Origin of the sequence: Salinisphaera sp. (genome assembly GCF_002729955.1) — a bacterium.
Lineage (GTDB): Bacteria > Pseudomonadota > Gammaproteobacteria > Nevskiales > Salinisphaeraceae > Salinisphaera.
The window spans coordinates 1-15,452 of sequence record NZ_PBYA01000013.1 but is presented as its reverse complement, the minus strand read 5'-3'; the positions used below and the strand labels follow the sequence as shown (position 1 = coordinate 15,452).

Sequence of the window (15,452 nt, the reverse complement as noted above, 5' to 3'; positions counted from 1 at the left end):
CCCAAGGCCGGCGCTGCCGGTGGCCGGCACGGGTGCGTTATGCTGGGGCCTTGTCAGCGAGTCCGAATAGGCGAGACGCATGTCGCAAACCACGGCCGCCGCCAGGCGCGGCGTCGGGCTTTGGCCCGGTTCGTACAGGCGCGCCCGAATGGAGGGCGGCGTTGGCCGCATGGCGGTGCCAGAGCGTTGGCCGCATAAAGGCTCGACTACGGCACAGGCCGCGTCTAAGCGCTCATGAGCAGCCTGCTGGGAACGGATACGTCGAGCCCGGTCGGCGCGGATGCAGCGGCCGATCGCGACGAGCGCGAGCGTCTGCAGCTCCAGCGCATGGAACGGGCGCTGGTACGCGCCTGGCTGGCTGCCCCCTCGACGGTCGCGCAGGCCGACTATGAATGCCTGCGCTATGCCCTGGGCATGGCCCGCCTGCATGTGTTTCGTATTCCCGGCACGCGGCGTGATATCCAGGTCGATGCCGCGCGCATCATGCCGCTGCGCGCCTGGCTGCTCGAACATCTCTACGACCGGCTGCGCGGCTCGGCGACCGCCGAACAGAAGCTGCTGTACTGCCACGAAGCGGTAGCCGAGGCACGCAGCCGCTGTATCGAGCTGCGCCGCAAGCTGCTGGCCGATCACCGCGACGAATGCGACGGGGCCGCCCTCGATCGCGAGGCCGGCAAGCGTTCGCTGGTGATCGTGGCCGGCGGCGGCGGTGGCTCCGGCTACGTCTATGCCGGCGCGTTCGCGCGGCTCATGGAAGACGGCCTGATTCCCGATTACATGGTGGGCAATTCCATCGGCGCGATTCTGGGCCTGTTTCGTGCGCAGCGTCGGCATGCCGACGTGGCCGACTATCTGGATTTTGCCCGCAAGCTCAAGAACGGCGATATCTTCACCGGCGCGCGTCGGCGCAGCGAATTCTGCCTGCCCGGCCTGTTGCATCTGCACCTGCGGGCATTGCACCAGCGCATGTCTACCGGCGATCTGCGCCGGCCGCTGCGGCTGGACGAAATGGAGATCCCGCTGGATCTGGTGGTGGCCGGCATTCGTCGGCGGCCCTATGAACGCCTGCCCTCGGACGTGCGCGCGCCCAGCGAGGGCGCCGAACGCTGGCTGCCGATGTGGATGCGCGTGGCCGCGCGCTTTGCCCGGCTGCTGCAGTTCTTCAGCGCCGATGTGGTCGAGCCGATCGTGCTCGGGCGCGATACCGACACTCGCCAGGTGCATGCCGTGGATGCTGCCGGCTTTTCGGCGGCCGTACCCAGCATTCTGCAATACGAGCCGGGGCCGGGCGCCGGGGTCACGCGTGAAATCTTCGCCGAGCTCATGGCCACCCGCGAGCTGGCCGCGATCGTGGACGGCGGCGTGGCCGACAACGTGCCGGCGCGGGCGGCCTGGCGCGGCGTGGCGGCCGGCCGGGCGGCCACCCGCAACGCCTATTACCTGGCCTTCGACTGCTTCTTTCCGCGCGTGGACGCCAAAAACCTCTGGCTATGGCCGATCACCCAGACCGTACAGATGCAGATGCGGGTCAACCGTGTCTATGCCGACACCATGGTGCGCTTCGATCGCACGCTGTCGCCGTTGAATATCGTGCCCAGCCCCGACGCACTCGACCTGTCGGTGGGCTGGGGCTACCAGGAGATGGAGAGCCGTATGCCCGAGGTGCGTGAAATGCTGCGCACGGTGAGCCTGTTCGCGCACGAGCGCGAGGCGCGCGCTTCGTGAGTGATCGCGACCACCCCGATACGCCGCGCCCGTTTGCGATCGTCACCGGCGATCGTACCCTGAGTGAACGCCTGTTCCTGCTCTGGGATCTGGCGATCATCGTGCTGGTGTCGCTCAATCTGGCGCTGATTCTCTTCGATGCGCTGTTCGCCATCGGCCCGCTTGCCGGCGTGTTCGAAAACGCCGCGCCGGGTCTGCACGGCTGGTATGAAAGCTCGGTGCACGAAAACTTCGTGGCCATCGATCTGGCCTTTGTATCCATCTTCGTGGCCGATGTGCTCGCCGGCTGGGCGATCGCCATCGCTCAGAAGCGCTATTACCGCTGGTATTTCTACCCCTTCGCGCGCTGGTACGACGTACTCGGCTGTATTCCGGTGGCCGGCTTTCGCTTCCTGCGCGTGCTGCGCGTGGTCACGATCCTGGTACGCCTGCAGCGTCTGGGCGTGATCGATATCCGCAACTGGGCGGTCTACAAGACCTTCATGGTCTATTACGACATCGTGGTCGAAGAGATCTCCGACCGTGTGGTCATCAAGGTGCTCTCCGGCGCCCAGGAAGAACTGGAAAGCGGCGGCCAGGAGCTGTCGCACCGGGTGGTACGCGAAGTCATCCAGCCGCGCCAGCAGCGCCTGGTCAATGCCACCAGCACGCATATCGAAAACGCGATCATGGCCGCCTACAAGGCCAATCGCGACGAACTGCAGGCCTATGTGGCCAACGTGGTCAATCGCGGCGTGAACAACAACAGCGCCCTGCGCAATCTCGAACGCGTGCCCATGCTGGGCAGCTTCGTGACCCATGCGCTCGACGATGCGATTACCGAAACGGTGAACAACATCCTTGACGAAGCCGTCGAAGGATTGTCGTCCCAGGATTTCGATGCCCTGGTCCAGAACATCACCGACAGCGTGGTCACCCGCCTGCTGGCTGACGATATCGGCCAGAACTCGGAACTGCGCGACGCGGTGGTCGAAATTCTGGATCTGGTCAAGGAACAGGTGGCGGTGCAGCGCTGGCGGGAGCATTTCGAGTAGGATCGAGGCTGGATTCGCGATCTGTGGGGTTTTCATGACGCGTGCACCACGCACAACAGCTCGACGTTTCGGCCTGATCGGCGTGCTGGTTCTCTTGGCCATGGTCATGTCGGCCTGTGAATGGAGCGAGCTGCTCGACGGCGAGGACGACAGCGACGAGAACGACGCCACGCCGCCCGCTGCCGAAACCAATGTTCCCGGCCTGAGCCTGGCGGTGTCGACGCGCGGCTTCGATGCCACCCGCTCGGCCCTGCTCGATGCCATCGCCAACCGTGCCAACCTGAGTGCGCGCACGGAGGTCGATCATCAGGCCAATGCCCGCAACGCCAACCTGAGCCTGCGCCCGACCACGGTGCTGTTCGTGGCCGACGCCAACCGCGAAAGCGCGCTGATCGCGGCCGATCCGCGCGTGGCGCTGGATCTGCCCGCCCGCGTGCTCGTCTATCGCGATCGCGACGACGATATCGGCGTGACCTTCAGCAACGCCGCCTATCTGGCGGCGCGCTACGACCTGGACGAAGTCGAAAACGGCACGTTGGACGCCCTCGATGACGATCTCGAGGCCGTTGTGCGTGCCGCGGCCAACACCGATCTAAAGGTGAATGCAAGCGCGGCCGGTATCGGCCAGGGCGAAGGCATCGCAAGCGTGGTCAGCGCCGACGACTTCAATACCGTGGTCAATCGCCTGAACAACGCCATTCAATCGCGGGATGCGCTGACCCTGGTGGATACGATCGATTTCGCGAGCCGTTCGCTGGGGCGTAACGTGGGTCCGAGCACGCTGTTCATCTTCGGCAACCCGAATGCGGGCACGCTGTTAATGCGCTCGAATCAGACCATCGGGATCGATCTGCCCCAGAAGATGCTGGTAGCCCAGGCCGAGGACGGTACGGTCACGGTCTATTACAACCGACCGGCCTTCATCGCCGATCGCCACGATATCGACAACCGGGACGACGAAGTCGACACGATCGCCGGTTTACTCGCCGAAATCGCAGACGAGGCCGCCGGGTTATCCGTGCGCGCGAGTCAGGCCAGCACCGCCGATCAATAACTTAAGAGTCCTTGTCACGCACCGGGCGCCCAGGCATGGAACCACAGATTACGCCGATTACGCAGATCTGTTGATTTTGCGGCGGTGGAGATCGACTGCGCTGGTGCCTCGACCCTGGCGGCAGCGGCCAAATGACGAATCCGCAGATCGACACCGATCACACAAATCTATTAACACGGCACCAAAACCGCTGACTCTGTCAGCCATTTTCAACGCTATCAAAAATCAAGGCCGGCACGTCACCGTCCTTTATTTTCAATAGCATATCGGGCATCGGCCGCGACGAGTACGCTGTAGCGCACTCGCGTTATTAACCCAATAATCGATCTGTATTTGTGCCGGCTTAATAAGAGAGTAAATTGCGGTCGCTCGCTGTCATGTGGCGTCGCACGCTTACGCATCGGCGTAATCTGCGGTAGCGCTTGAAGAACGAAGCCATCGCACTGTCCATTAACGCAATCTGCCTACATGGTGCCGCGTCTGCGCATGGCCATCAGCAGGCGACGGGAACACCAGCCCCCGACCTGCGAGCGGTGTGTGTTCTTTGCCTTATTCGCGTGTCTTCGCGTTCATTTGCGGACAACCTGCCTGCTTGAGAAAAGTCGGCTGGATTTCGTTCAGCATCTTTAACGCAAGGCAGGTGAAAAGCGTTCCTGGAGGCTACCAGCGAACGCGCACGCCGCGTACGTCGATATGCACGAACGGGCCGTGGCGGGAATTGGCCGGGTATACGCTCATGCCGCCGGCCAGCGACGGCTTTTCGGCCACCACGGCTTCGACGAGATCGGCCAGCCAGCGTGCATCGGCGGTGTCCACGGCGCCATCTTCGTTGAGGTCGTCCATACGGCCGTCGCCGTTCGCGTCCACGAAGATATCGGCGGCGCTGCCGAACAGATGCTGGCTATAGACCGTAGTGTTGCCGATATCGGCGTTGTACCAGGGCGTGCGATAGCCGCTCATCACCGTGATGGTGTCGAGATCGAAACCGGCATCGGCCAGCGCGGCATGTAGAAGCTCGAGTTTCTCCAGCAGGCGCGGGCGCAGCAGCACGTACTTGGGCCAGTGGTCGGGCTGCTGATGGCACAGGAACTGACCGAGCGTGAAATGCTCGGATACCGCCACGTCCTGATTGGCGCGGGTGACCTGAACCAGTCCCGCCGGCGGCGCCGAGCTGGCCCTGCCGCGCAGGCCATGCGGTTCGTAATGGCCGATACGATAGCCGTCGAGCGCCGACTGGCGGGCATTGAACGGTTTTTTCACGAACACGTTGAGCCGTTGTCGGCTCATGTTGTCGCGGTTGTATATCACCAGCGGATAAAGGCCCGGTTCGTCCGGGGCCTGCCACCGCCAGTGGGCGGCCGCCACGGTTTCGAGTACGCCCGCGCCCGAGGTCTGCAGCACCAGCTCCGCGCCCGGGGGCAGGTCACGGGCGGCGATGTCGATACGCTCGCCCGGCATCACGAACGCCGAGCGTAGCGACGGCGGCTTTGGCTCGCCGTCGATGGCCAACGCGAATTGCGCCTCGCTGCGCTGCTCGCCGAGGTCGAGGCTTTCGTCGAGCACCAGACGTGCCTGGGCTGGCGGCGCGCACAGCGCCGCGAAGAACATCAGCGCTGCGAGGCTCGGCTTCAACTGGCTTGGGCTCGCGCGAGGGTGTTGTCGGGCACGCTGCGATCGACCTGGCGCATCGCTTTTTCCACGCGCGGATCGTTGTCGTAGACGTCGGCGCGGAAGTTCACGCCCGCCTCATCGACGAAGGCCGTCCAGTAGGCCAGATAGACGGGAATCGATTCCTCGAGATCCACCCGCTGGCGATCCTCTTCGTGCAGCGCGCTGTCGATACGGGCAGCGTCCCAGTCGGGTTTGCCCGCGAGCACGAACTCGGCGAGCTGGTCCGGGTACTGGACGCGTACGCAGCCGTGGCTGAAGTCGCGTTCGTTGCGCGAAAACAGCTGTTCTGCCGGGCTGTCGTGCAGATAGACCGCGTACTGGTTGGGGAACATGAACTTAACCAGCCCCAGGGCGTTATGGCTGCCGCCGCGCTGGCGCACGAAAAGCGTGCCGGCTTCGACCTTGTCGATGTTCTCGGGCGTGTTGGGCAGTACCTCGGTGTCGGGCGTGAATTCGGCGACGATCTCGTAGTCCTTCTGGTCGAGATAGTCCGAGTCCTTGCGCACCTCGGGCACGATCTCGTCGGCGGCGATGCTGGTGGGTACGTTCCAGTAGGGGCGAAAGACGACATACTCCATGGCGTCGGAGAAAATCGGCGTGGCGCGGTCGTCGTAGGATTCGCCCACCACCACGCGCATTTCCAGCGCCGGCTTGCCGTCGGCAAAGGCGCGCAGGCGATATTCCGGGATGTTGACCATCACATAGCGCTCGCCCAGATCGGCCGGCAGCCAGCGCCAGCGTTCGAGGTGGATTTCGATCTGGCGTACGCGCTGCTCGGCCGGCACGTTCAGCGCGGCAAGCGTGCCGGGGCCGACCTTGCCATCGACCTTGAGCCCGTGGCGGCGCTGGAATTGCTCGACCGCCTCGGCCAGCGCCGCGTCGTAGCGCGGCGAGCGGGTATTGCCGTCTTCGGGCTCGTCCATCGTGTCCAGGGCGTTCACGCCGTCTTCGACGTTGTCGCCGGTGCGGCTGTCCGGGGTGAGGTCGCCGCTGGCCTGTAGGCGTTTTCGCAGCGTGGCCACCCGGGCATCGCGTACGCCGGTTTCCAGCAGGTCGCCGTCGGGGACTTCAGGCCAGCCGCCGGCATCCACGATGGCGCGATAGTCGGCCAGCGCTTTCACCAGCCGCGTATAGCCATCGTGGGGCGGGCGCAGTTCGGTAAGCGCGGCATCGACATCGCCGTCGCGCGTGGCCCGCTCGAGTGCACCGGCATAGTCGACCGGCGGCAGGTCCTCGTACCAGCGCGGGCGCAGGTCGCCCTCGCCGACGCGGCCCTGGTGCAGGTCGACGGCATAGCGCACGAACGCCTGGCTCAAGCGAATATCAAGCGCGGCGACGGTGTCGGCATCCAGCGGCCCGGGGGCCGCATCGGCCTGTTCGATGCGCCGGGCCAGGCCGTCGTAACCGTAGTCGGCGGTGACCAGCCCCTGGCGGCTGGCACGCGACAGGGCATCCAGCAGCGTCTTGATTTCGTCGCGCGCGGTGCCCTGATTGTCGAACCAGGCGGCCGCGTGGTCGTGATGCTGGTAATAGTCCACCACGGCATGGTCAACCGTGTCGTCCGACAGATCGGCCAGAGCGCTCTTGATTGCGGTACGTTGCGCCGCGCCGGGCTGTCTGTCGACGCCTGAACTCTGTGCGGTGCTGTCGCGGGCCTCATTCGAGGCCGATGCCGGCGGCTTGGCCTGATCGGGCGCACTGCTGCAGCCGGCCATAGCCAGCAGGAAAAGGCCGGCTAACAGCCCGCGGTTGAAGGTATTCAAGGCGTATCCAATAGTCGTTCCCCTGGGGCGATGCTACCGCAGCCGTCGTGCCGGCACATCCCGGCAAACCCGGAGGGCCGCCTTAGCGGGCGTTCTCGATCTCGATCATCGGGCGAATACGACGCAGCCGTTCCAGCGGATCGTTGGTAGCCAGCAGGTCGTGCTTGGTGGCGGCATCGAAAGGCAGCAGCTCGGTCAGTCGCGCCGACAGCCAGCTGGCCGAGTCGTAGCTGCGGCTTTCGGCGTCGTAGGGCAGGCCCACTTCGTCGATCAACGCGGCTGCGATCTGCTTGAGCGGCGAGAACTCGATCGGACAGGCGCTATCGGCCTCCTCGTCGATGAATTCGACGCTGCCCCACCACAGGCCGTTGTCGGCCTGGCGGGTGGAGCGCACCTCGAAACGCGCCCGCCCGTGCACGGTGATGCCGAGCGCGCCGTCGTCCAGGCGGTCGAAATCCACGATTTCCACCAGCGTGCCCACCGAGTGCGGGCTGCTGAATTCGTGTTCGTTCTCGGCCGGGCGGGCCGCACAGATGCCGAAGCCGGTCTGGCCTTTCATGCACATGGCGACCATGTCGAGATAGCGCGGCTCGAAGATACGCAGCGGCATGATGCCGCCGGGAAATACGACCGTGCTCAGGGGAAATAGCGCGTAATCGGGATGGTCCATGGGCGCGTCGGTAAAGCGATTCGAAAATGAAGCAGCGGATGCTGGGGCTGGTGTCATCTTACGCGCTCGGGGGCGAGGGCGTGGCAATCGACCCACGTGACAGGCCCACGGCAGCGGGCTATCGTCTCACCGCATGTACGAACAACTCGACAAGCGCGACCCGGCGATACGTGCCGAGATCGCGGCCCGTTTCAACGGCGGGATTCCCTATAACCAGGCCATCGGGCTGCGCGTGGAGGATGTCGCGGGCGAGCGTATCGTCACCGCCCTCGACTATCGCGAATGCTTTCTCGGCGATCCGGTCGCGGGGCTTTGGCATACCTCGGTGGGCCTGGCGGCAGCCGACAGCACCTGCGGTCTGGCCGTTTTTCTGGCGCTGCCGGGGCTTGAAACCATCGCCACGCTCGACCTGCGCATGGATTATCTGCGCCCGGCCGTGGCGGAACAGGGGCTCTGGATCGAAGCGGAGTGCTATCACGTGACCCGCTGCGTGGGTTTCGTACGGGCCACGCTGCATCAGGGCGAGCGCGAGCGCGCGGTCTCGCTGTGTACCGCGGCGTTCATGCGTACCGGCCGGCAGCTCAAGCCATGAGCGAAACCAAGGAACCGAAACCGATGTCGAGCCATGAAGACCTCGTGGCCGCGATTCCCTATGCGGCCTATCTGGATCTTCGGATCGAGCAGGCCGACGATGGCCAGGCACGAGTCTATCGCATGCCCTATCGCGACGAGCTGATCGGCAGTCCGCGCCTGCCGGCGCTGCATGGCGGCACGGTTGCCAGCCTGCTGGAACTGGCCATGCAGTTCGAAGTGCTCATCGCCGAGCAACAGACGCGTATCCCCTATCCGGTGGATTTCTCGATCGACTACTGGCGCTCGGCAGCGGCTATGGACTGTCTTTGCCGGTGTCGGCTGATTCGCTCGGGCCGGCGTATCGCGCAGGTACAGGCCGAGTGCTGGCAGGACGATCCGGATCGCCCGATCGCCTTTGCCCGGGCCGATTTTCTGCTGCGCGCCGTCGATGGCGACAACCCGGCCGAGTAAGTCACGGCTGCGGCCGGCACGCTTTGCCGAATGGCCGTTTGAATTAGACTAGGGCGTTATACAGCCATCGCGGCAGCCTGCCGTATCGAATTAGAAAGACGAATCGCTGCCGTGGCAGCGGTTCGCGAAGGAGCGTGTGCACGATGTCAGGGGATGGACAACGTCTGGTTCAGGATCTGCTCGATCAGCTGGATCTGGAGCCGCTGGAGCAGCGGCTGTTTCGCGGCAGTTCGCGCGATATCGGCGGCAAGAGCGTGTTCGGTGGTCAGGTCGCGGGGCAGGCCATGGTTGCGGCCACGCGCACCGTGGATGCGTCCCAGCAGGCGCATTCCATGCACGGCTATTTTCTGCGCCCGGGCGACATGCAGGCCGCCATCGTCTATGAAGTCGACAACATCCGCGACGGCAGAAGCTTTGCCACCCGACGCGTACAGGCCATCCAGCACGGCCGACCGATCTTTTCCATGCTGGCCTCGTTTCATATCGAGGAGTCGGGCTATACCCATCAGATGACCATGCCCGACGTCGTGGGCCCGGAAGAGCTGGCCAGCCACGACGAGCTGCGCCGTGCCTGGGTCGATGCCCTGGATCGGGTGCCGGAATCGCTGCGCGAAGCGGTGGGCCGGGAAGTGGCGATCGACATGCGGGCGGTCAAACCCTGGAACATGCTCGACCCGGACAAGCGCGAGCCGGTGCAGCATGTCTGGTTCAAGGCCAAGGCGCCGCTGCCCGACGACCAGTCCGTGCACCGCGCGGTGCTGACCTATGCCAGCGATTTCAATCTGCTGGCGACATCGCTGTTTCCGCACGGCGTGTCGTTTTTCACCCCCGGCATGCAGATGGCCAGCATCGATCATGCGATCTGGTTCCATCGTGCGTTTCGGGTCGACGACTGGCTGCTCTATGCCATGGACAGCCCCGGCGCCCAGGACTCGCGCGGCCTGTCGCGCGGGCTGATCTTCAATCGGGAAGGCCATCTGGTGGCATCCGTAGCCCAGGAGGGCCTGATTCGCCAGCGCAAGCCGCGCGACGACGCCTAGGGAAGCTCTGCACAACCTCTCGCGGTCGCGCCGCGGCGGTTACGAAACTGTCATCCTGCCCGACTAGGCTTGAGCCTTCGACAATCGTTTGCGATACCGCGGGGGTTGAGCATGTTTGGAGCGTATGGGGTTCGTATGGTCATCGGCCTGGCCCTGATCCTGGCTGCCTTGCCGGTCGCAGCCTGGCCCGGCACCGAGGCCCGTCTCTTCAAGGCGGATCCACATATGACGAAAAACCACAAGATCGTGATCGCCCACCGAGGCGCCTCGGGCTATCTGCCCGAACACACGCTGCCGGCCTATGCCATGGCCTATGCCCTGGGCGCGGACTATATCGAGCCCGATCTGGTGATGACCGCCGATCATCGCCTGATCTGTCTGCACGATATCCATCTGGAATCCACCACCGACGTCGAACGCCAGTTCCCTGCCCGCAAGCGCGCCGACGGGCGCTGGTATGCGGCGGATTTCACCCTCGACGAAATCCAGCAGCTCAACGTCACCGAACGTACCCAGCCCGACGGCAGCCGGGTGTTCCCGGGCCGGTTCAAGGCCGATGCCCAGGGCTTCAAGGTGCCCACCTTCGATGCCGTGGTCGAAATGGTGCAATCGCTCAATCGCGAAACCGGGCGCGATGTCGGCCTCTACCCCGAAACCAAGGCGCCTGAGTTCCACGACGAAGAAGGCCTGCCCATCGAACGCACGCTGCTCGACCAGCTGGCCGCCTACGGCTATGCCGGGCGCGATGCCAAGGTCTATATCCAGAGCTTCGGCTTCGACAATCTGCGCGAAATGCGCGAACAGATGGGCAGCGATCTGCCCATGATCCAGCTCATCAGCGACGCGCCGGCCTACGATGAACTGGTCACCCCGGCCGGGCTCGCGACCATCGCCGAATACGCCGACGGCATCGGCCCGGACAAGCGGCGTATCGCCGATACCCACGGCGGTCTGGTGAAACTCGCCCACGCCCAGGGGCTGAAGGTGCATCCCTACACCTTTCGTGCCGACCAGCTGCCGGCCGGTACCCGCCGCCTGGAGGACGAGCTGCGCCGCTATTACTTCCAGTACGGCGTGGACGGCCTGTTCACCGACTTCACCGATATCGCCGTCGAAGTGATCCATCCGGACTACCGGCCGCGCCTGTATCCGCGCTAGGGCGTGTCCCGGCGCAGCCGGCGGGGCCAGCTGTCGGCAGCGGCCGGGGATTTCGTGGCAAACTCGCGGCCCGAATCGCTGTATTGACCACCGATGCCCCAGACTTCTGCCACGCGCCTCGGCCTGGCCGGCGGCGTTTGTACGCTGCTTGGCGTGGGCCTGGCCCGTTTTGCCTATACGCCGCTGATCCCGGCACTGGTCGAAGCCGACTGGTTTTCGCCGCATGCGGCAGCCTATCTGGGCGCGATCAATCTGCTCGGCTATCTCATCGGCGCGGCCACGGCCCATCGCGCCACGCTCGTATGGGGTGTGCACACGGTGCTGGCAGCCTGTCTGGCGATTACCGTGGCCAGCCTCTATGCCTGTGCGCTGGAGTGGGGCGTGCTCTGGTACGGCTTCTGGCGCCTGGCCTGTGGCATCACCGGGGCCATGCTGGTGGTGGTCGGCGTGCCAGCCGCGCTGTCGCGGGTACCCCTTAAAGCCCGGGCCTATACCAGTTCACTGGTGTTTACGGGCATTGGCCTGGGCATCATGGCCAGCGGCACGGTCGTACCCTGGCTGGCCGGGGTCGGCGTGGCCGTCACCTGGCTGGCGCTCGCGCTGGTCGCCAGCGTGTTGGCCGGCTGGGCCTGGTTGGCCGTGCTGGGGCGCCTCCCGCCCCTGGAACGCAGCACGCGTGAAGATCACATCGACGCGCGCCTGCCGACTCTGGCCCTGTGTCTGGTCATCGCCGCCTACAGCCTCGATGCCATGGGTTTTGTCCCGCATACGCTGTTCTGGGTCGATTACATCGCCCGCGAACTCGGCGAAGGGCTGGCCACCGGCAGCGGCTACTGGGTGGTGTTTGGCCTGGGGGCGATGTGCGGCCCGGTGGTCGCCGGCACGCTGGCCGCGCGCCTGCGTTTTCAGCCGTCGCTGGCGCTCGCGCTCACCGTCAAGACGATCGCCGTGTGCCTGCCCGTGCTTTCGACAGACTGGCCGGCGCTGGCGTTGTCGTCCTTTCTGGTGGGCATGCTGGTGCCGGGCGTGGTTACGCTCACTTCCGGCACGCTGTCCACGTTGGTCGCCCCCGAGCGCCAGCAGCAGGTCTGGGGCTGGGCGACCCTCGGGTTTGCCTTGACCCAGGCTGTCGCTGCCTATGGCATGTCCTGGGGCTATGAACAGCTGGGCAGCTATCGGCCGCTGTTCACCATCGCGGCGGTGGCGCTGGCCATGGCAAGCATCAGTGCAATCGCCGCGGTACGCCAGGCCTCCAGATGACAACGTCGAACGACGTGTCGGGCGGGCTCTGGCGGCTGCCCATGGCCGGCGCGGTCGCGCTGCTGCTGGGCGTGGGTTTTGGCCGCTACGTATTCACCCCGCTGATCACGCCGCTGGTCGAGGCCGGCTGGTTCACCGCCGAGCAGACCGCGCGCCTGGGCGCGATCAACCTGCTCGGTTATCTGATCGGCGCGGCCGGGGCGAACCGCTATGCCGGCTGGCTCGGCCCGCGTCGTGCGATTGCCAGCTGTCTGATCGCGCTGGTGCTCAGCCTGGCGGCCTGTGCCTGGCCCTGGGGGATGATCGGCTACGGCTTCTGGCGGCTGATCGCCGGCGCGGCGGCGGCCACGCTGACCATTGTTGTGACGCCCGCGATCATGGCGCGCATGCCTGCGGTAAGACGCCCAGCGGCCTCGGCCACGATCTTTACCGGTATCGGCGTGGGCACCATGGGCGTGAGCCTGCTCGTGCCGCAGCTGGCGAGCGTCGGCATCGGTGCAACCTGGCTGGCCACGGCCGTTGTGGGCGCGCTGCTGGCCGGGATCAGCTGGTTCGGCGTCTGGCGTCATCTGCCCGCCGAAGCCGCGGCCGGTGGCGATACGGCGGCGGCCCCTGCGAGCGCGGGGCATACGCCCTGGCTGTTGATCGGCCTGGTGGTGGCAGCCTACGGGCTGAGTGCGGCCGGCTATGTCCCGCACTCGCTCTACTGGGTGGACTATATCGCCCGCGAACTGGGCCGTGGCCTGGAGGCCGGCAACCGCTACTGGCTACTGCTGGGCCTGGGTGGTGTGATCGGCCCGGCCCTGGCCGGCCTCACCGCGCGGTGGTTGGGCTTCGAACGGGCGCTGGTCGCTGCCTTTGTACTCATCACGCTGGCCACGGCGCTGCCGCTGGCCTTCACCGGTATCGCCGGGCTGGGCCTGTCGTCGCTGGTGGTGGGCGCGATGGTGCCGGGGATCATCACGCTCACCGCAGGCACCGTGCATGCGCTGTCGCCGGTCGCTCGCCAGCGCCAGATCTGGGGTTGGGCCACGCTCGCATTCGCGGCCACCCAGGCCATCGGCGGTTTTGCCATGGCACGGCTGTATGCCCTGGCCGGCAGCTATGCGACGACGATCGCCGTGGGGGCCATGCTTTTGTTCGTGGCCACGATCTGTGCACTGCTGGGGGCAGTCGGTGCCCGTACATCGCGACCGAACGCGCCCCGGGGATGAACGCATGACTGAACTCGACGTGCTGACTTGGTTTGCATACTCGCCCGCGCACTGGGCAACCTTTCTGAGCGCTGCGCTGCTGCTTAACGTCACCCCGGGGCCGGATATGGCCTATGTGCTGGCGCACGCGCTGCGCCGTGGTCGGCGGGCCGGCTTTATTGCCATGGCCGGCGTCTGGACGGGCGCATTCCTGCACGTGCTGTTTGCCGCGGTGGGGTTGTCGGCGCTGCTCGCCAGCTCCGCGCTGGCGTTCACCCTGGTCAAGTACGTCGGTGCGCTTTATCTGGTGTGGCTCGGCATTCAGGCGTGGCGGGCCCGCGACGAGGCGAGGCCGCAGCCCGACGGCGAGCCTGTCACCGCCCGGTCGACGTTTGGCCGCGGCGTGCTGGTGGCCGCACTCAACCCGAAAGTCGCCGTGTTCTTTCTGGCGTTTCTGCCGCAGTTCGTGGTGCCGGGCGCGGGGCCCGTGGGCGGCCAGCTTTTTCTGCACGGCTTTCTGATCATCGCGGTGGCGGCTTTCGTGGAACCGCCGATGGTCTGGTTCGCGGCAACGTTCGCCCGGCGCATGCGCGCCAATCAGCGTATGCAGCGCTGGCTCGATCGCGCCCTCGGGTCGTTATTCATCGCGCTCGGGCTGCGCCTGGCAACGGCGACCCGTTCCTAGGACCGGGGCTTGCGAATACGTGGTCGAAAGCCGGCGGGCTTGTCGGCCAGCCAGGCGACGAACTGGGCGATATCGGGGTGGGCGAGCAGGGCGGTGCGCGAGTTCTAGGTTTCGGCCAGCTCCTTTTCGCCCAGCACCGCATGGATATGGCTGTGGCAGGGGCGACAGATATGCAGAATCGCGCCCAGCCGCTCTTCACGGTCGAAGCGCCGGCGAATGCGCTTGAGCCGGTGGGTACGCCGTGGAATCAGATGATGGCGGGTCGTACGCACACCTTCTCGCCCGCAAAGTTCACAACGTGGGGTGTAGTCGGCCGGGGCGCTCATCGGCGCTGTGTTGTAGGTGGGTCGCGTCGGCGCAGCAGCGCGATCACCGTGTAGCCGATATGCGCGAGCCACAGCAGCGCCCCTGCCGGCAGCGTGGCGAGCGTGAGCCAGCCGAATACGCCGGCGCTATACAAAGCCTCGCCGATATCCATGCCCCACAGCGGGCAGGGATAGGCGCCGGACTCGTCGACCCGACACCCCAGCGCGTTGCCCAGCTGGCCGGCCGCCACCGCGATGACGACCGGCGCAATCGCAAACAGCAGGATGCCGGCCTGGACACCGAAAAACGTCGACAGGCCGCGCCGGGCGCAGGCGCTGTGTATGCCCCGGTCAGCCATCGCGGGCGGCAGGGGTGTCTTTCTGCGCCGGGGCGTCGCCCGGGTCCAGCGCATCGAGGGCATCGCTTAGATACTGAAGCATGTGCTGCATGCTCGGCACCGACCGTCGACAGGCCAGCAAGCCGAATTCAAGCGAATCGCGATAGCTGGCCAGGCTGATGTTGAGGGCTTGCCCGTCGAGCACGATCGAGACCGGGTACATGCCCTCGAGCTTCGCGTCGCCGTAATACAACGTTTCGCTCGGCCCGGGCACGTTCGAGATCACCACGTTGAAGGCCTGGTGGCGCGGCGCGATGCCGGTGAGCAGGTTCAGGCCCGCCGGCGTCGACAGGGCGGCGGTAAAGCCGAGGATCTGTTCGCTGGTCATGTCCTTGTAGCGGCGCTTCCAGTGTTCGACCGAGTGCCGGATGGCGGCGAGGCGTTCCACCGGGTCGACCACGTCGGTGGCCAGGCTGGCAAAGATCATGGCCACCTTGTTGCCGGTGCCGCTG

Annotated in this window: 15 protein-coding genes and 1 pseudogene; 10 read left to right on the top strand and 6 right to left on the bottom strand. The window is 65.7% G+C overall.

From position 1 onward, the window contains the following. Window positions 1-234 precede the first annotated feature (234 nt). The 3 genes from CMN27_RS04120 to CMN27_RS04110 are packed head-to-tail and all read left to right on the top strand — an operon-like array spanning window position 235 to window position 3,813. Entirely contained in the window at window positions 235-1,725 is a 1,491-nt protein-coding gene (locus tag CMN27_RS04120) for a patatin-like phospholipase family protein (protein WP_293624148.1), read from the top strand. Beyond that, a complete protein-coding gene (locus CMN27_RS04115; protein WP_293624147.1) occupies window positions 1,722-2,759 on the top strand; it encodes an ion transporter in 1,038 nt (345 codons plus the stop codon). Before CMN27_RS04120 ends, CMN27_RS04115 begins: the two co-directional genes overlap by 4 nt. Before the next feature lie 34 nt (window positions 2,760-2,793). Continuing rightward, window positions 2,794-3,813, top strand: a complete 1,020-nt coding sequence (locus tag CMN27_RS04110; RefSeq protein ID WP_293624146.1) for a DUF302 domain-containing protein — start codon at window positions 2,794-2,796, stop codon at window positions 3,811-3,813. Between the two features lie 660 nt (window positions 3,814-4,473). Here CMN27_RS04110 and CMN27_RS04105 read toward each other — a convergent pair. The 3 genes from CMN27_RS04105 to CMN27_RS04095 all read right to left on the bottom strand — a co-directional run bounded on the left by CMN27_RS04105 (window position 4,474) and on the right by CMN27_RS04095 (window position 7,917). Beyond that, the gene (locus CMN27_RS04105) at window positions 4,474-5,445 is read right to left on the bottom strand and encodes a D-Ala-D-Ala carboxypeptidase family metallohydrolase (protein WP_293624145.1); all 972 of its coding nucleotides are present in this window, start codon (window positions 5,443-5,445) and stop codon (window positions 4,474-4,476) included. Next, window positions 5,442-7,247 carry a L,D-transpeptidase family protein gene (locus tag CMN27_RS04100; protein ID WP_293624144.1) on the bottom strand — a complete coding sequence of 602 codons (1,806 nt, stop codon included), beginning with the start codon at window positions 7,245-7,247 and terminating at the stop codon, window positions 5,442-5,444. The genes CMN27_RS04105 and CMN27_RS04100 overlap by 4 nt, the downstream gene beginning before the upstream one ends. 82 nt (window positions 7,248-7,329) lie before the next feature. After that, the gene (locus CMN27_RS04095) at window positions 7,330-7,917 is read right to left on the bottom strand and encodes an LON peptidase substrate-binding domain-containing protein (protein ID WP_293624143.1); all 588 of its coding nucleotides are present in this window, start codon (window positions 7,915-7,917) and stop codon (window positions 7,330-7,332) included. Between the two features lie 133 nt (window positions 7,918-8,050). Here CMN27_RS04095 and CMN27_RS04090 point away from each other — a divergent pair, with 133 nt between their 5' ends. The 7 genes from CMN27_RS04090 (at window position 8,051) to CMN27_RS04060 (ending at window position 14,297) form a co-directional block, all read left to right on the top strand. Continuing rightward, window positions 8,051-8,509 (top strand): PaaI family thioesterase, encoded by a 459-nt coding sequence (locus CMN27_RS04090; protein WP_293624142.1) that lies wholly within the window; start codon window positions 8,051-8,053, stop codon window positions 8,507-8,509. Continuing rightward, the gene (locus CMN27_RS04085; protein WP_293624141.1) at window positions 8,506-8,961 is read left to right on the top strand and encodes a PaaI family thioesterase; all 456 of its coding nucleotides are present in this window, start codon (window positions 8,506-8,508) and stop codon (window positions 8,959-8,961) included. Before CMN27_RS04090 ends, CMN27_RS04085 begins: the two co-directional genes overlap by 4 nt. A 143-nt stretch (window positions 8,962-9,104) precedes the next feature. Beyond that, window positions 9,105-10,001 carry an acyl-CoA thioesterase II gene (gene tesB, locus CMN27_RS04080; RefSeq protein WP_293624139.1) on the top strand — a complete coding sequence of 299 codons (897 nt, stop codon included), beginning with the start codon at window positions 9,105-9,107 and terminating at the stop codon, window positions 9,999-10,001. Window positions 10,002-10,112: 111 nt separating this feature from the next. Further along, window positions 10,113-11,159 carry a glycerophosphodiester phosphodiesterase gene (glpQ, locus tag CMN27_RS04075; RefSeq protein WP_293624137.1) on the top strand — a complete coding sequence of 349 codons (1,047 nt, stop codon included), beginning with the start codon at window positions 10,113-10,115 and terminating at the stop codon, window positions 11,157-11,159. 93 nt (window positions 11,160-11,252) lie between these two features. After that, the gene (locus CMN27_RS04070; protein WP_293624135.1) at window positions 11,253-12,419 is read left to right on the top strand and encodes a YbfB/YjiJ family MFS transporter; all 1,167 of its coding nucleotides are present in this window, start codon (window positions 11,253-11,255) and stop codon (window positions 12,417-12,419) included. Then, entirely contained in the window at window positions 12,416-13,633 is a 1,218-nt protein-coding gene (locus tag CMN27_RS04065) for a YbfB/YjiJ family MFS transporter (RefSeq protein WP_293624133.1), read from the top strand. The genes CMN27_RS04070 and CMN27_RS04065 overlap by 4 nt, the downstream gene beginning before the upstream one ends. A 4-nt stretch (window positions 13,634-13,637) precedes the next feature. Then, entirely contained in the window at window positions 13,638-14,297 is a 660-nt protein-coding gene (locus tag CMN27_RS04060; RefSeq protein ID WP_293624131.1) for a LysE family translocator, read from the top strand. Here CMN27_RS04060 and CMN27_RS04055 read toward each other — a convergent pair. From CMN27_RS04055 to CMN27_RS04045, 3 genes and pseudogenes are all read right to left on the bottom strand, one after another. Further along, a pseudogene (locus tag CMN27_RS04055) lies at window positions 14,294-14,623 on the bottom strand (hypothetical protein). The gene CMN27_RS04060 and the pseudogene CMN27_RS04055 overlap by 4 nt on opposite strands. Further along, a complete protein-coding gene (locus tag CMN27_RS04050; RefSeq protein WP_293624128.1) occupies window positions 14,620-14,961 on the bottom strand; it encodes a hypothetical protein in 342 nt (113 codons plus the stop codon). The pseudogene CMN27_RS04055 and the gene CMN27_RS04050 overlap by 4 nt, the downstream one beginning before the upstream one ends. Beyond that, window positions 14,954-15,452 (bottom strand): WS/DGAT domain-containing protein (locus tag CMN27_RS04045; protein ID WP_293624127.1); only part of this gene is annotated, 499 nt, incomplete at its 5' end. The genes CMN27_RS04050 and CMN27_RS04045, both read right to left, overlap by 8 nt.

Excerpts from the sequence above, each read along its gene's own strand:
- CMN27_RS04120 (WP_293624148.1), top strand. The coding sequence starts at position 235 with ATGAGCAGCCTGCTGGGAACGGATACGTCGAGCCCGGTCGGCGCGGAT.
- CMN27_RS04110 (WP_293624146.1), top strand. The coding sequence starts at position 2,794 with ATGACGCGTGCACCACGCACAACAGCTCGACGTTTCGGCCTGATCGGC.
- CMN27_RS04095 (WP_293624143.1), bottom strand. The coding sequence starts at position 7,917 with ATGGACCATCCCGATTACGCGCTATTTCCCCTGAGCACGGTCGTATTT.
- CMN27_RS04090 (WP_293624142.1), top strand. The coding sequence starts at position 8,051 with ATGTACGAACAACTCGACAAGCGCGACCCGGCGATACGTGCCGAGATC.
- CMN27_RS04085 (WP_293624141.1), top strand. The coding sequence starts at position 8,506 with ATGAGCGAAACCAAGGAACCGAAACCGATGTCGAGCCATGAAGACCTC.
- tesB (WP_293624139.1), top strand. The coding sequence starts at position 9,105 with ATGTCAGGGGATGGACAACGTCTGGTTCAGGATCTGCTCGATCAGCTG.
- glpQ (WP_293624137.1), top strand. The coding sequence starts at position 10,113 with ATGTTTGGAGCGTATGGGGTTCGTATGGTCATCGGCCTGGCCCTGATC.
- CMN27_RS04070 (WP_293624135.1), top strand. The coding sequence starts at position 11,253 with ATGCCCCAGACTTCTGCCACGCGCCTCGGCCTGGCCGGCGGCGTTTGT.
- CMN27_RS04065 (WP_293624133.1), top strand. The coding sequence starts at position 12,416 with ATGACAACGTCGAACGACGTGTCGGGCGGGCTCTGGCGGCTGCCCATG.
- CMN27_RS04060 (WP_293624131.1), top strand. The coding sequence starts at position 13,638 with ATGACTGAACTCGACGTGCTGACTTGGTTTGCATACTCGCCCGCGCAC.
- CMN27_RS04050 (WP_293624128.1), bottom strand. The coding sequence starts at position 14,961 with ATGGCTGACCGGGGCATACACAGCGCCTGCGCCCGGCGCGGCCTGTCG.